The 14,169-nt window shown below is 39.5% G+C and carries 14 protein-coding genes; 4 read left to right on the forward strand and 10 right to left on the reverse strand.

The annotated features are described in order from the left end of the window. Nucleotides 1–17 precede the first annotated feature (17 nt). Together QM847_RS03730 and QM847_RS03735 are read left to right on the forward strand one after the other, a co-directional pair. Entirely contained in the window at nucleotides 18–1,193 is a 1,176-nt protein-coding gene (locus QM847_RS03730; protein WP_414353916.1) for an NAD(P)/FAD-dependent oxidoreductase, read from the forward strand. Nucleotides 1,194–1,212: 19 nt separating this feature from the next. Further along, complete coding sequence (locus QM847_RS03735; RefSeq protein WP_414353918.1) at nucleotides 1,213–1,668, forward strand: 8-oxo-dGTP diphosphatase; 456 nt, start codon at nucleotides 1,213–1,215, stop codon at nucleotides 1,666–1,668. Nucleotides 1,669–1,696: 28 nt separating this feature from the next. On the opposite strand, the gene QM847_RS03740 is transcribed toward QM847_RS03735, so the two are convergent. Next, nucleotides 1,697–2,437, reverse strand: a complete 741-nt coding sequence (locus tag QM847_RS03740) for a MerR family transcriptional regulator (RefSeq protein ID WP_414353921.1) — start codon at nucleotides 2,435–2,437, stop codon at nucleotides 1,697–1,699. A 249-nt stretch (nucleotides 2,438–2,686) separates the two neighbouring features. On the opposite strand from QM847_RS03740, the gene QM847_RS03745 reads away from it, so the two are divergent. Next, a complete protein-coding gene (locus QM847_RS03745) occupies nucleotides 2,687–4,027 on the forward strand; it encodes a sodium-dependent transporter (protein ID WP_414353923.1) in 1,341 nt (446 codons plus the stop codon). Nucleotides 4,028–4,069: 42 nt separating this feature from the next. Here QM847_RS03745 and manA read toward each other — a convergent pair whose 3' ends face one another. From manA to QM847_RS03790, 9 genes are all read right to left on the reverse strand, one after another. Beyond that, nucleotides 4,070–5,014 carry a mannose-6-phosphate isomerase, class I gene (manA, locus tag QM847_RS03750; protein ID WP_414353925.1) on the reverse strand — a complete coding sequence of 315 codons (945 nt, stop codon included), beginning with the start codon at nucleotides 5,012–5,014 and terminating at the stop codon, nucleotides 4,070–4,072. Between the two features lie 160 nt (nucleotides 5,015–5,174). After that, nucleotides 5,175–5,522 carry a VOC family protein gene (locus QM847_RS03755; RefSeq protein WP_414353927.1) on the reverse strand — a complete coding sequence of 116 codons (348 nt, stop codon included), beginning with the start codon at nucleotides 5,520–5,522 and terminating at the stop codon, nucleotides 5,175–5,177. A gap of 108 nt (nucleotides 5,523–5,630) precedes the next feature. Further along, the gene (gene spxB, locus QM847_RS03760) at nucleotides 5,631–7,406 is read right to left on the reverse strand and encodes a pyruvate oxidase (RefSeq protein WP_414353929.1); all 1,776 of its coding nucleotides are present in this window, start codon (nucleotides 7,404–7,406) and stop codon (nucleotides 5,631–5,633) included. A gap of 322 nt (nucleotides 7,407–7,728) precedes the next feature. Then, nucleotides 7,729–9,951 (reverse strand): heavy metal translocating P-type ATPase, encoded by a 2,223-nt coding sequence (locus tag QM847_RS03765; protein ID WP_414353931.1) that lies wholly within the window; start codon nucleotides 9,949–9,951, stop codon nucleotides 7,729–7,731. Between the two features lie 9 nt (nucleotides 9,952–9,960). Continuing rightward, a complete protein-coding gene (locus QM847_RS03770; RefSeq protein WP_004252344.1) occupies nucleotides 9,961–10,332 on the reverse strand; it encodes a cupredoxin domain-containing protein in 372 nt (123 codons plus the stop codon). 10 nt (nucleotides 10,333–10,342) lie between these two features. Further along, on the reverse strand, nucleotides 10,343–10,738 hold the full coding sequence (locus QM847_RS03775) for a CopY/TcrY family copper transport repressor (RefSeq protein ID WP_414353933.1): 396 nt from the start codon (nucleotides 10,736–10,738) through the stop codon (nucleotides 10,343–10,345). Between the two features lie 216 nt (nucleotides 10,739–10,954). After that, nucleotides 10,955–12,091 carry an L-lactate oxidase gene (lctO, locus tag QM847_RS03780; RefSeq protein WP_269797415.1) on the reverse strand — a complete coding sequence of 379 codons (1,137 nt, stop codon included), beginning with the start codon at nucleotides 12,089–12,091 and terminating at the stop codon, nucleotides 10,955–10,957. A 319-nt stretch (nucleotides 12,092–12,410) separates the two neighbouring features. Further along, nucleotides 12,411–12,842 carry a hypothetical protein gene (locus tag QM847_RS03785; RefSeq protein WP_269797416.1) on the reverse strand — a complete coding sequence of 144 codons (432 nt, stop codon included), beginning with the start codon at nucleotides 12,840–12,842 and terminating at the stop codon, nucleotides 12,411–12,413. Nucleotides 12,843–12,869: 27 nt separating this feature from the next. Then, entirely contained in the window at nucleotides 12,870–13,775 is a 906-nt protein-coding gene (locus QM847_RS03790) for a hypothetical protein (protein ID WP_269797417.1), read from the reverse strand. A 132-nt stretch (nucleotides 13,776–13,907) separates the two neighbouring features. Here QM847_RS03790 and QM847_RS03795 point away from each other — a divergent pair, with 132 nt between their 5' ends. Next, on the forward strand, nucleotides 13,908–14,099 hold the full coding sequence (locus QM847_RS03795; protein WP_006155562.1) for a helix-turn-helix domain-containing protein: 192 nt from the start codon (nucleotides 13,908–13,910) through the stop codon (nucleotides 14,097–14,099). Nucleotides 14,100–14,169: the final 70 nt, after the last annotated feature.

Consider the following 14,169-nt stretch of genomic DNA (forward strand, 5'->3'; position numbering starts at 1 on the left):
TATGGTACAATACTCTTATGAAACATTTTGATACTATTGTCATCGGAGGTGGTCCTGCTGGTATGATGGCTACGATTTCCAGTAGCTTTTACGGTCAGAAAACCCTCCTTATCGAAAAAAATCGGAAACTCGGAAAAAAATTAGCTGGTACTGGTGGTGGTCGCTGTAACGTAACTAATAACGGAACTCTTGATGACCTACTAGCTGGCATACCTGGAAATGGGCGCTTTCTATATAGCGTCTTCTCCCAGTTTGACAACCATGATATTATTAACTTTTTTACGGAGAATGGAGTAAAACTCAAGGTTGAGGACCACGGCCGTGTCTTTCCGGCCAGTGATAAATCTCGTACCATAATCGAAGCTCTGGAAAAGAAAATCACTGAACTTGGTGGGCAAATTGCTACTCAAACGGAGATTGTTTCTGTTAAAAAGGTCGACGACCAGTTTATCCTTAAGTCCGCAGACCAAACCTTCACTTGTGATAAACTCATTGTCACAACAGGTGGAAAGTCCTATCCTTCTACTGGGTCAACTGGTTTTGGCCATGAGATCGCTCGTCATTTCAAACACACTATTACCGAGCTTGAGGCAGCCGAGAGTCCATTATTGACGGATTTCCCACATAAAGCCTTGCAGGGGATTTCCCTAGACGATGTTACCCTAAGCTATGGCAAACACATCATCACTCATGATTTGCTCTTTACCCACTTTGGTTTATCTGGTCCTGCTGCTCTGCGTATGTCTAGCTTTGTCAAGGGTGGAGAAATTCTCTCCCTAGATGTCTTGCCACAACTTTCTGAGAGCGACTTAGTAAATTTTCTTGAAGAAAACCGTGAGAAATCCTTGAAAAATGCCTTAAAAGCCATGCTCCCTGAACGTCTAGCAGAATTCTTTGTCCAAGGCTATCCGGAAAAAGTCAAACAGCTAACTGAAAAAGAACGCGACCAACTTATTCAGTCTATCAAGGCTCTTAAAATCCCAGTAACTGGTAAGATGTCCCTTGCCAAGTCATTTGTAACTAAAGGTGGTGTCAGTCTCAAGGAAATCAATCCCAAAACTCTGGAAAGCAAGCTGGTACCCGGACTCCACTTTGCAGGGGAGGTGCTAGATATCAATGCCCACACGGGTGGCTTTAACATCACTTCTGCCCTTTGTACTGGCTGGGTGGCTGGAAGTCTGCATTATGATTAAAAATAAAAGGTTATAAAGAATGAATAGAAGAGAAACAGTCGAATTTGTCAATATGTGTATGATTCAAAACGGAGACAAGGTTCTGGTTCAAGACCGAGTTAGTCCCGACTGGCCTGGCATTACTTTTCCTGGTGGTCATGTTGAACGTGGCGAATCCTTTGTCGATGCTGTCATTCGTGAAGTGAAAGAAGAAACTGGTCTGACCATTTCCAAACCCCAACTCTGTGGTATCAAAAACTGGTACGATGACAAGGATTTTCGTTATGTCGTCCTCTTTTACAAGACAGAACACTTTGCTGGTGAACTCCAGTCCTCAGACGAAGGGAAAGTTTGGTGGGAGGATTTTGACAATCTATCTCATCTAAAACTTGCTACTGATGATATGTCTGATATGCTTCGTGTTTTTCTTGAAGAAGATCTCAGTGAGTTCTTTTATTACAAAGAAGGTGACGATTGGTTTTATGAGTTGAAGTAAAAAATAGGCTAGGAATTTCCTAGCCTATTTATTCTCCATTTGTCTGAACGTAAGCTGCAATCACATCTGATGTGTACTGGGCTGTTCCAGAACCAAACTTGTCAATGTTTTCCTTAAACTCTGGGTTGTAGACGTAACCTTTACCGATATGACCGAATACCTCAATAGAGCAGTCAAATCCATAAGTACGGATGGCTTGCAAGAGTTTAGCAGCTTGCTCTTGGTTTTCGGCCGCTGTTGCAGGCAGACCAGCTTGAAGGTTTTGTGCCAAGGCTTGAAAAACTTGGTTGAAGGCGGCTGTGGCCTCGTCTTCACGACCCTTTTGTCGCTCGAGGGCTTGATCCATAACTTCTTGCCCATATTTCTCTACCGCTTCTTGGTGGTATTTTTGATTGTCTTGGTAGCTAAATCCAGTGAATTTTTCTTGAATGGTCATTTTTATTTCTCCTTTTTGTTCTTGAATGGTTTTTTGTAAGGTTGAAATCAAGGTGTCTAGATGTTGCCTTTCTCGAGTTAGGTAATCCAACTGTCTTGCCAAATGTGGTAACAAGTCCGTCTTTTCTTCCTTCAATAGCTCTGCTATTTTTTCTAAAGAAAAGCCTAGATACTTGTAATAGAGGATAACCTGAAGTCGTTCCAAATCATCCTGACTATAGGTTCGATAGCCGTTTTCCGACTTTAAAGGAACCAAGAGTCCTAACTTATCGTAATGGTGCAGGGTCTTTACAGAGACACCTGAAAGCTGCGCAGCTTCTTTGATATGGTACATGATTTTCTCCTTACAAGTATAGTATAACCCCTCCCCTTAGGTCAGAGTCAAGTGGTTTTACGAAAAATTTTTAACTTTTTGAGAAAGGTGTGAAAACTTGAAAACCGCTTTCTTGACAGGCATCAGAAAACATGATAGGATAATCAAGTCTATCAATCAAAAATAAAGCTCAAAAGAGCAATTGAGAGAAGGCTATTTGACAACTCAAGTAGCCTTTTCTTATTTTAGAAAATAGATTGGAGTTTAACGATGTCTGAAAAATCGCAATGGGGCTCAAAACTGGGCTTCATCCTTGCATCTGCTGGTTCTGCTATTGGTCTTGGAGCTGTATGGAAGTTCCCTTACATGACTGCTGCCAATGGTGGTGGAGGATTTTTACTAGTCTTTCTCATCTCGACACTATTGATTGGATTTCCTCTCCTCTTGGCAGAGTTTGCCCTTGGTCGAAGCGCTGGAGTATCAGCAATCAAAACTTTTGGAAAGCTTGGAAACAATCAAAAGTACAACTTTATTGGTTGGATTGGTGCCTTTGCTCTTTTCATCCTTCTCTCATTTTATAGTGTAATTGGGGGTTGGATTCTAGCATACCTTGGTATCGAGATTGGAAGATTATTCCACCTAATCGAAAATGGAGATTATGCCCAGCAATTCTCTTCCATCATTTCTAATCCAGTTATTGCCTTAGGAGCCCAAGCTACCTTTATCTTCTTGAATATTTTCATCGTTTCAAACGGCGTTCAAAAAGGAATTGAAAGAGCATCTAAGGTTATGATGCCCCTACTTTTTATCATCTTTGTCATTATTATCGGGCGTTCTCTCAGCTTGCCAAATGCCATGGAAGGTGTGGTTTACTTCCTCAAACCGGACTTCTCAAAACTGACAAGTGCTGGACTACTCTACGCTCTGGGGCAGTCATTCTTTGCTTTATCTCTCGGTGTTACAGCCATGTTGACTTACGCTTCCTACCTAGACAAGAAGACCAAGCTGGTCCAATCAGGTATGTCCATCGTAGCCTTGAACATTTCAGTTTCTATCATGGCAGGACTTGCGATTTTCCCTGCTATGTCAGCCTTTAATATCCAATCCGAAGGTGGACCAAGTCTCCTCTTTATCGTGTTACCACAACTCTTTGACAATATGCCTTTTGGTACGATTTTCTATATTCTCTTTCTCTTGCTTTTCCTCTTTGCGACAATAACTTCTTCAGTCGTTATGCTTGAGATTAATGTTGGTAATATCACCAATCAGAACAATAATAAGCGCAATCAATGGAGTCTAATTTTAGGTATCATGACCTTTATCTTTGGTATTCCTTCAGCTCTTTCCTATGGTCTTATGGCAGACGTCCAAATCTTTGGAAAGACCTTCTTTGATTCCATGGATTTCCTGGTTTCCAATCTCCTTATGCCTTTTGGTGCCCTCTGCTTGTCTCTTTTTACAGGTTATATTTTCAAGAAAACATTAGCCATGGAGGAACTCCATCTTGATGAAAGACCATGGAAACAAGGACTTTTCCAAGTCTGGCTCTTCCTACTTCGCTACATCATCCCAATTATCATCATCGTGGTCTTTATCGCCCAATTTATGTAAATACAAAAAAGGACTTGAGAATCAATCTCAAGTCTTTTCTTTTTATGGATGGCTTACAATTAATTCTAAATCTGATCCTTCCAAAGTCCAAGCTTCAACATCACTTGGCAAGATAAAATGGCTACCTTTTTGGATAGGATATTCCTTACCGTCTACAGTCAATTTCCCTTGACCAGCCAAGACACTCAACAAGCTGTAGTCAGCTGTCTTTTCAAAGTCAACTTTTCCTGTGATTTCCCACTTGTAAACTGCGAAGAAATCATTAGACACAAGAAGAGTTGAACGCAGGTCATCTGCTTTAATAGTCACAGGTCGGCTGTTAGCAGGCTCACCAATATTTAAAACATCGATGGATTTTTCAAGGTGAAGCTCGCGCAAGTTGCCATTATCGTCCTTACGATCAAAGTCATAGACACGGTAAGTTGTATCACTAGACTGTTGCGTTTCAAGGATCAAGATACCTGCTCCGATAGCATGCATAGTTCCACTTGGTACATAAAAGAAATCTCCAGCTTTTACAGGAACTTTTGTTAACAAGGAATCCCAGTTTTTATCTTCGATTTGCTGGCGGAGTTCTTCTTTTGACTTGGCATTGTGACCATAGATAATCTCTGAACCCTCATCTGCAGCGATGATGTACCAGCACTCTGTCTTTCCAAGTTCGCCTTCATGCTCTAGTCCATAAGCATCATCTGGGTGAACTTGAACACTGAGCCAGTCATTGGCATCAAGAATTTTGGTTAATAGTGGAAATACTGGTTCCGGACGGTTACCAAATAACTCACGGTGTTCCGCATACAAAGTAGCTAAATCGATTCCCTCAAAGCGACCATTGGCTACCTTAGACACACCATTTGGGTGAGCTGAGATTGCCCAATATTCTCCGATTTTTTCGCTCAGAATGTCGTAACCAAACTCATCACGTAGCTTAGTCCCACCCCAGATTTTTTCTTGCATTACAGAATTTAAAAATAATGGTTCTGACATCTTGATCTCCTGTCTGATTTTTCTCCCTTCATTATAGCAAAAAAAGAGTTCAAGTTGAACTCTTTTTCTTATCTTATAAAGTAGAGAGAAGATTTTATAAAAATAGTAAATAAATCCCCTCATCTATTGTAACTTTTGTCGAAAACACACCACTTTGCTCTTATTTCATTCGATAAAAATCAATGACTAGACCAGCAGGGCCACTTACTAGCAGGGATTCGGTTCCCCAATCGGTTACAACTGGGCCGTTTAAAACCTGGATACCAAGTTCTTTCAACCGTTTGTAGTTCTGGTCTACATCCTCAACCTCGAGATGAAGAATGATTCCTGACTGAAAATTTTCCAAAGGTATCAAATGATTTTGTGATAACATGAGGCAGTGACTGCCAATCGTGAACTGAGCAAAACCATCATCAACATAGTCTGCCTTCTTATCCAAAATACGCTCCAAGCTAGCACAGACTTGGGGAACATCTGAAACGATAATATCTAATTGATTTAGATTCATTTACTATCCTCCATAAAAAGACCGGATTGCTCCGATCTTTTAAGTTTCTCTCTACAAAATCAAAGAATATAATCTACAATATTTACATTTGATTTTCGACGAGAGGAATTATTTGATTGCGCGTGATTGCAAACCTTCTTCTTCCAAGAAGAGACGGAATGGTACAAGCTCTTCAGCTTCGTACTTTTCCTTAAAGGCTTTGATCGCTTCTTCTGAGTGAAGTTTTGGATCCAACTCAAGTACTTCTACTGGAAGTGGACGGTGTTGAGTGATGCGAGCATCTATGACAACTGTTTTACCTTCTTTGTTCAATTTAACAGCTTCTGCAACAACCGCATCGATATCTTCGATACGATTTACAGTGAATCCTACAGCACCTTGCGCTTCAGCGATTTTAGCGTAGTCAGCATTTGTGAAGTCTACACCAAACAAGTGTTTGTTTGTGTCTTCGTATTTGTTCTTGATGAAGGCATATTCATCATTTGAGAAGACAACGTTGATTACTGGGAGGTTGTATTGAACGTTAGTGATCACGTCTGGGTAGCACATGTTGAATGCACCATCACCCATGATGTTCCATACTTGGCGATCTGGATTGTCTTTCTTAGCGGCAATACCACCAGGAAGGGCGATACCCATTGTCGCAAAGAGTGGAGATGTACGCCACATGTTCTTAGGTGTCATGTGAAGGTGACGAGTTGATGTTTGAGTAGAGTTACCTACGTCGATTGAGTAGATTGCATCTTCATCAGCGTATTTGTTGATAGCGTTGTATACTTGGTACAATTGAAGCGCACCCTCAGTTTTACCTTCGAGTTTGTTCATGTAATCGCGCCAGTTTTGGTTGTTCTTAACATTTGCACGCCACCATGGAGTAGATTCAACTGGGTTTACTTTATCAAGGATAGCTTTCGCTGCTTGACCTGCATCACCAAGGATTGAAGCGTCAAGGGCGTGACGTTTACCAAGTTTGTATGGATCGATATCCACTTGGATGAATTTTTCAGTGTTTTTGAATGCTTCGTATACTTCAGCAAATGGGAAGTTTGAACCAAGGAAAAGAACTGTGTCTGCTTCAAAGACCACTTCGTTGGCTGGTTTCCAACCAACACGGTAAGCAGAACCTGTCAAACCTTCGTAGTTCCATTCGAACGCTTCGAAGTTTTTACCAGTTGTGATGATTGGTGCTTTGATTTTACGTGACAATTCAGTGATTACTTCACCAGCTTTCACACCACCGTAACCAGCGTAGATAACTGGACGTTCAGCATTGTTCAAAATTTCAACAGCTTTGTTGATTTCAACTTCGTTCAAAGCAGGAGCGATGAATGAACGCTCGTATGAACCTGAACCGTAGTATGAGTTTTCGTCGATTTCTTGGAAACCAAAGTTTACTGGAATTTCAACGACAGCTGGACCTTTTTTAGAAACGGCAGCACGGCAAGCTTCGTCAATCACTTTTGGCAATTGCTCAGCGTAAGCTACACGTTTGTTGTATACAGCGATACCGTTGTACATTGGGTTTTGGTTAAGTTCTTGGAAGGCATCCATGTTCAATTCATTAACTGGACGTGAACCAAGGATAGCAAGGAATGGAGTGTTATCCATCGCTGCATCGTAAACACCGTTGATCAAGTGAGTAGCACCTGGTCCACCTGAACCAACCGCAACACCGATAGATCCGCCAAATTTAGCCTGCATAACCGCTGCAAGAGCACCTGTTTCTTCGTGGCGAACTTGCAAGAAACGGATATCTTTGTCTTCAGCCAAAGCATCCATTAATGAGCTAAGTGTTCCTGATGGGATACCGTAGATAGTGTCTACGCCCCATGTTTTCAATACGTTAAGCATTGCTGCAGAAGCAGTAATTTTACCTTGAGTCATTAAAACTCTCCTTCAAAATAATTTCATATATTTACAAAAAGCGCTTTTATATAGTAATTGAAAGCGATTCTGTAAATTTACAATCCTAATTTATCACATTTGATTTTAGATTTCTAAGTATATGCTCAGAATACTCCATTCTCTATTACAGTACAGTTTGAAAGCGTTTTGAAAATCTGTTTTAGAATAGCAAAAAAAGCGGTTAAGACCGCCTTTTTTTACTCAATGGAAATCAAAGAGCAAACTAGGAAGCTAGCCGCAGGCTGTACTTGAGTACGGCAAGGTGAAGCTGACGTGGTTTGAATTTGATTTTCGAAGAGTATTAATCGACTTTAGTAAAATTAAGCATAAGAGAGCTGATCAGAACAGAGACTGAACTAAAGGCCATGGCCAATCCTGCAAGTTCTGGATTGAGCACTAAACCAAGTCCTGAAAAAACTCCTGCCGCAACTGGAATACCGATGAGATTGTAGATAGAAGCCCAGAAAAGATTGAGTAGAATACGATTAAAGGTCTTCTTACTCATATCAAAAGCACGTGCCAATCCTAGTAGATTATTAGTTGTAAGAACAAGGTCTGCTGATTCAATGGCAATATCTGTCCCAGAGCCCATGGCAATTCCGACATCCGCTACACTGAGGGCTGGCGCATCATTGATGCCATCTCCAACAAAGGCAAGTTTTCCATTCTTTTGAAGCTTGTGAATTTCATGCGCCTTTTCCTCTGGCAAGACATTTGCGATTACTTCTTCGATACCAATTTGCTCTGCAATCGCATGGGCTACTCCAGCATTATCTCCAGTAAGCATGACCGTTCTAAGACCACGTTTTTTCAATTTAGCAATGGCTTCCTGAGCATTTTCCTTAGGGACATCCTGCAAGGCAATTAAGCCTTTTAACTGACCATCCACTGATAGGAAGACAACTGTTTTTGCTTCTTTCTCAAGCAAATCAAATCGTTCTTGATAATCATGTGGAATAGCAAGGTCAGCTAAGAGCTTAGCATTCCCCAGCAAGACTTGCTTACCATTAATAATCCCAGTCACACCTTTTCCATGCAAGGCTTGGAAGTTTTCCACTGGGTAAAGGCTAATTCCTAGTTCAGATGCACGATTAACAATAGCTTGAGCTAGCGGGTGTTGAGATACATCTTCCAGTGAAGCAGCCAAACTTAGCACTTCTCCTTCATCTCCGATAACATCTGTTACCACTGGTTTGCCTTCGGTCAAGGTTCCTGTCTTATCAAAAACAATGGTTTGGACTTTTTGGATTTCCTGTAGAACTGTACCATTTTTGAGAAGAATCCCCATCTTGGCACTTCGTCCTGTTCCAACCATGAGTGCTGTCGGTGTCGCGAGTCCTAGTGCACAAGGACAGGCAATTATCAAAACAGCAACTCCGTAGAGAAGCGACGTCACAAAGCTATCTCCTAGGAAAACAAACCAAATCCAAAAAGTAAGAAGTCCTAAAATGACAACTGCTGGTACGAAAATCCCAGAAATCTTGTCGGTCAAATCTTGAATAGGAGCACGACTCGTTTGCGCTTTTTTCACAAAGTCCACAATCTGAGCCAACATAGTCTCAGAACCAACTTTTTCAGCTCTAAAGATGATCGTACCACTATTATTGATGGTTGAACCAATAACAGCATCTCCAACTGATTTATCGACTGGAATACTTTCCCCAGTCACCATTGATTCATCAATACTCGTTTCACCTTCTAACACAGTCCCATCAACGGCAATTTTTTCACCTGGTCGAACGCGAATGAGATCCCCAACTTTGACTTGTTCTAGAGGGATTTGAACATAAACATCATCACGCAAAACCTCTGCTGTTTTTGCTTGTAGGTCTAATAATTTTTCGACTGCTCGCGAAGCATTTTTGCGCATACGTTCTTCAAATACTGCACCTAAAAGAACGAAGAAGATGATAAAACCTGCACTCTCAAAATATACAGGTAGGCCTGCAAAGAGAGCGAATAGACTGTAGACATAGGCTACCAAGGTTCCTAGAGCCACCAAGGTATCCATGTTGGCATTATGTTTTTTAAAACTAGCCCAAGCACTTCTAATATAGGGAACTCCAGCTACCAGCATAATGGGTGTTGTAGCTAAGAAGGTTCCCCAGTGCATGACTAGGTGACTGATACTGCCAGTCAGCATACCAAACATGAGGAGGACTAATGGTAGGGTAAAAATGCTGGTAATCCAAAAACGTTGTAAAAGACTGAGAGACTTTTTAGTTTTTTCAACAACGGTGTAGGTCCCCTTTTGCATCTTCATACCACATGAAAATTCATGCTCACCCAAGTCTTGAGGCGTAAAGCGAATGACTTTTTCCTCGTCTTGAGCGATTGGTTCTAGAATCCCTTCTTCTTCGAAGAGAATCTCTTTATAACAGTTTGAAGGTGTCACACGATGAAAGGTAATCTCAGCAGGAATTCCTTTTTGCAGTTGAATATGGGCTGGATGGTAGCCTTTTTCTGCTGTGATACGGATTTTTTGCACACCATTTTCAAGGCTTGCCTTTACAATTTCGGTCATAGTCTTCTCCTATTCTACAATCATCTTACCGTGCATCATATTCATGCCACAAGAGAAACCATATTCTCCTGCTTCTTCAGGAGTAATCTCCACTACATATTGGTCTCCCATAGGCAGATCTGCATGCACTCCAAAGTCTGGAAAAACGATTTGATCCAAGCAAGGTGAAGGATCTTTTCGATCAAAAATAATACGAGCTGGTTGCGATTTTTTAAGGATAATAGTTCCTGGAGTGTATCCCCCCATGACTTCCACTCGAATTTCTTGATAGCCATTCTTTTGTTGGGCTCTCTTAGCATCTTCTTGCGGTTTTTTGAAAAACCAAAAGAGGATAAAAGCAATCATTCCTAAAACAACAATAGATACAAATAGATTTAACATAGCGTCTCCTTTACATACAATTACATCTTACTTCTGTTACAGCACTTGCTTTTTTCTTTGAAATCACTTCTTCCAAGCCTTCCAAATCAGCTAGGGTAAAGTCACATTCTTTGATCAAATCGGCAAGTAACTGCTTCATCCTGCGGGAACAAAGCTTGTCTTTGATATCCTGAACCAATAAACCTCTACTGTCGTCTAGAGTTAAAAGGGCCGAATAGACAAATGATTTACCCTGCTTTTCCCGAGTCAAACATTCTTTCTCCACCAAACGGGCCAAGAGTGTCTGGATCGTGGACTTGGACCAGCTAAACCTTTTCTCTAATACTTTGATAAGATCGGTACTAGTCTGCTCTCCCTGCATCCAGATAATCTTCATGACCTGCCATTCTGCGTCCGAAATCTGCATTGCTATCCCTCCAAAATCTACATTTGTCAATTATAAATATAAGTATACTCTTAAAATCTACATTTGTCAACTAAATTTCCTAAAAATTTTAAAATAGTTTAAAATGTATTAAAATTCTTTCTTATATACTCGTTAAGTTCACTTTTTAAACTCTCTTTCATGTTTACAAAGACATAACTCAAAAACCTCCACTTGGAGTGGAGGTTTATTTTACTACTAATACAATTTTAAATCATGTGAATCAGCTGGGAAACTTGGATCATATGGATTGTGACGAAGCTTGAATCGTTTCACATCTTCAATTGTCTGTGTTCCAGATAACTGCATAACTGTCTTCAATTCATCATTCAAATGTTCAAAGACTTGGCGTACACCAACACTACCACCAAGGGCTAAACCATAAATGACAGGTCGTCCAATGGCTACTAAGTCAGCTCCAGAAGCCAAGGCTTTAAAGACGTGCTGACCACGACGAACACCAGAGTCAAAAACGATTGGCACACGTTTATTTACTGCTTCAGCCACTTCTTGTAGCGAGTCAAAAGCAGCCGGTCCACCATCAATTTGTCGACCACCGTGGTTGGTTACCCAAATACCTGAAGCTCCTGCATCCAGTGAGCGTTCAACGTCTTCTCGGCATTGTGGACCTTTGACATAAACAGGAAGTCCTGAGTATTCTGCGATAAACTCAACATCTCGTGGAGATAGGCGTTGTTTGGCTGATTTATAGACATAGTCCATTGACTTACCAGCACCTTGAGGTAGGTATTCTTCTACGATAGGCATGCCAACTGGGAACACAAAACCGTTGCGTTTGTCTACCTCACGGTTACCTCCTACTGTCGCATCGGCAGTCAAGACAATAGCCTTATAACCTTCTGCCTTGACGCGATCCATAATGTGACGGTTAATGCCATCATCTTTACTAAAGTAGAATTGGAACCAATGAGGTGTACCTTGAAGGGCTTGAGAAATTTCTGGCAGGTCAACTGTTGAGTAGGAGCTAGTTGTATAGAGTGAACCGAACTCGTGTACTCCACGCGCAGTCGCAACTTCTCCTTGCTCATTAGCTAGTTTATGAGCCGCAACAGGTGCCATAATGATTGGTGAAGATAGTTTTTCACCATCAAATTCAATCTCTGTGCTTGGATTTTCCACATCACATAAGGTTCGAGGAACAATGAGTTTGTGGTTAAAAGCTCGGATATTCTCTCTCAAAGTAAAAGTGTCCTCTGCACCACTCGCAATATACCCAAAAGAAGCTTTGGGAATAACTTGTTGGGCCATAGACTCCAAATCATAGGTATTTATAAAATCTACAGGTCCTTCTGCATTGCTTGTTTTATATGACATCAATAGTCCTCCTTAAACGTAAACGTTTACTTTTGTTTACTAGAATAGTTTAAACCTTTTTCATGATGTTTTCAAAAAATTTGTCTGTACTTTTCATCATAAAGGTAAACAGATTAAGAACTAGAAGTTAAAGATGATACAGATTCACTCCGCCTATCCTACCCTAAACAGAGACTATGGTTATAAACCTTCCATTAAATAAAAAAACTCAGGTAGTTCTAAGAATACCTGAGTGTTTTATCATAAATTTTATAATTTGCTTTTAAATGCCATAATTTTTAAAATTTAATTATTGGTAATTTTTTACAGTATACAAAATTTATCGTATATGTTTTTTTGAAAATTGATAATTTTTATAAGTACCGATAATACTTCCTACACTTAAACCAAATAGAATAAAGATAAAAATCGCAAACCCATCACCGATTGCTTTAATATTAAATAGATGATTAAATAGTAAAAATAGAGGTACAACAATAGGGAGCAACACACTACTTACAGCTGCACGTCGCATCTCCTTTGTCTCTCCTGTAATAAACCAAGTAAAAGGTAAAAATCTCATCCAATTTAGATATTCTTTTTGTTGCATTTTTTCTTCAAACAAATGAGTAAATAGGGCATAAAATGGTAATGCGATGTAATAAGTTACTTTAACCAAGAAGTACATTGCACCAATAAATACTGCAACTCCCCACCACATTCCTTCTATTGCTTCTTCGTAATCTCGTTGATATTTTGGTTTTCTAGACATAATAGTTCTCCTTTAGTTTTTTATCCATTATTTCATTAAGTTTGTAAATGTATTGATCGTTGTCAATTTATTATTGTAACTAACTTGTCTTTGTAACTCTTGAAACTGTTGTCTTAATTGCTCATTTCTCTTCAATTCTTCATATAAGTTTTGAGCTTGTCCTATATCATAGGCTCTTCCTTGATCTATCAAATTAATCATATATATAAAAGCACTATAATGGACATCCAAGCCAGCTTGTTGTCTTGCTGTAACAAATGGAAGACAATTTATTTTTCCTATAAAATAATCTCTAGCATTAGTAACTTCATTTTGTAGCTGTCGAATTTGTTCAGCTTTTGGCTTATCCTTCTTTACTCGTTGAAAAGCAAAATAAATTGGAGACCAAAGAATAACCCACATAGCTATCCAAACAGTATATTCAAACGGTCCACTTAAAAAACCCAAGCCAGAGCTACTAAATTCACCAAGTCTTTCTTTGTAGGCTACTAGAAACAAAGATCCTAATATCCTAACAACCCATCCAAATCCACTAAGTTTAACATTAATCAAATCAACATATTTACTATCTAAATTATAGAAATACTGCGTTGCTATTTCAATACGTTTTGACCAAATTGCAGCATCAATGAGCAATTCTCTACTTCGTTCAGGCTCTTCAAGAGTTGAAACATGTTCTTGAATTACCGTCTGGTATGGTTGGGGATTAGCAATTGGGTAGTATTTATAAGTTTTACCTTCTTTAGTAATGATTTCCATTGAATGGTATTCCCCATTATCAAATACTTCTGACCAACGTTTATTAGGTAACCTACCTCTCGCATATGCATCCCAAATTGTCCAATCATTAAAACTTGCTGATTTAAACTCTTCAGGAATAATCCCTAAAAAATAATCTAATTCCTTCTCATCCTGAGATATAGCCCTATTCATATATATTTCTCCTTCCATACCTATTTTAACATATTGTGGTTATATACACAATATGAAGAAGTGCTTTTTTTACTTATAATTAAGTTAAAGGAGTTGATAACGATTATCAGTTTTAACCCCCTTTGGGCTACGATGAAGAAAAAAGAAATTTCTCAATATAGATTATTAAAATCAGGGATTGACAACAAAACTCTAGATAGTTTGAAGAAAAATAAAAACATAACTTTACTGACACTAGAAAAGCTATGTTGTATTTTAGATTGTCTTCCAAATGATATCGTAGAATTTATCGAAGAAACTCCTGACTACAATCAAAATCAATAATGGCATCTTGGTTAGTTAAAAGATTTAATGTAACTAAACAACTAAATAGAGTTATTTAACCAATAATTGT

It is taken from the genome of Streptococcus timonensis (assembly GCF_047463455.1).
Classification (GTDB): Bacteria; Bacillota; Bacilli; order Lactobacillales; family Streptococcaceae; genus Streptococcus; species Streptococcus timonensis_B.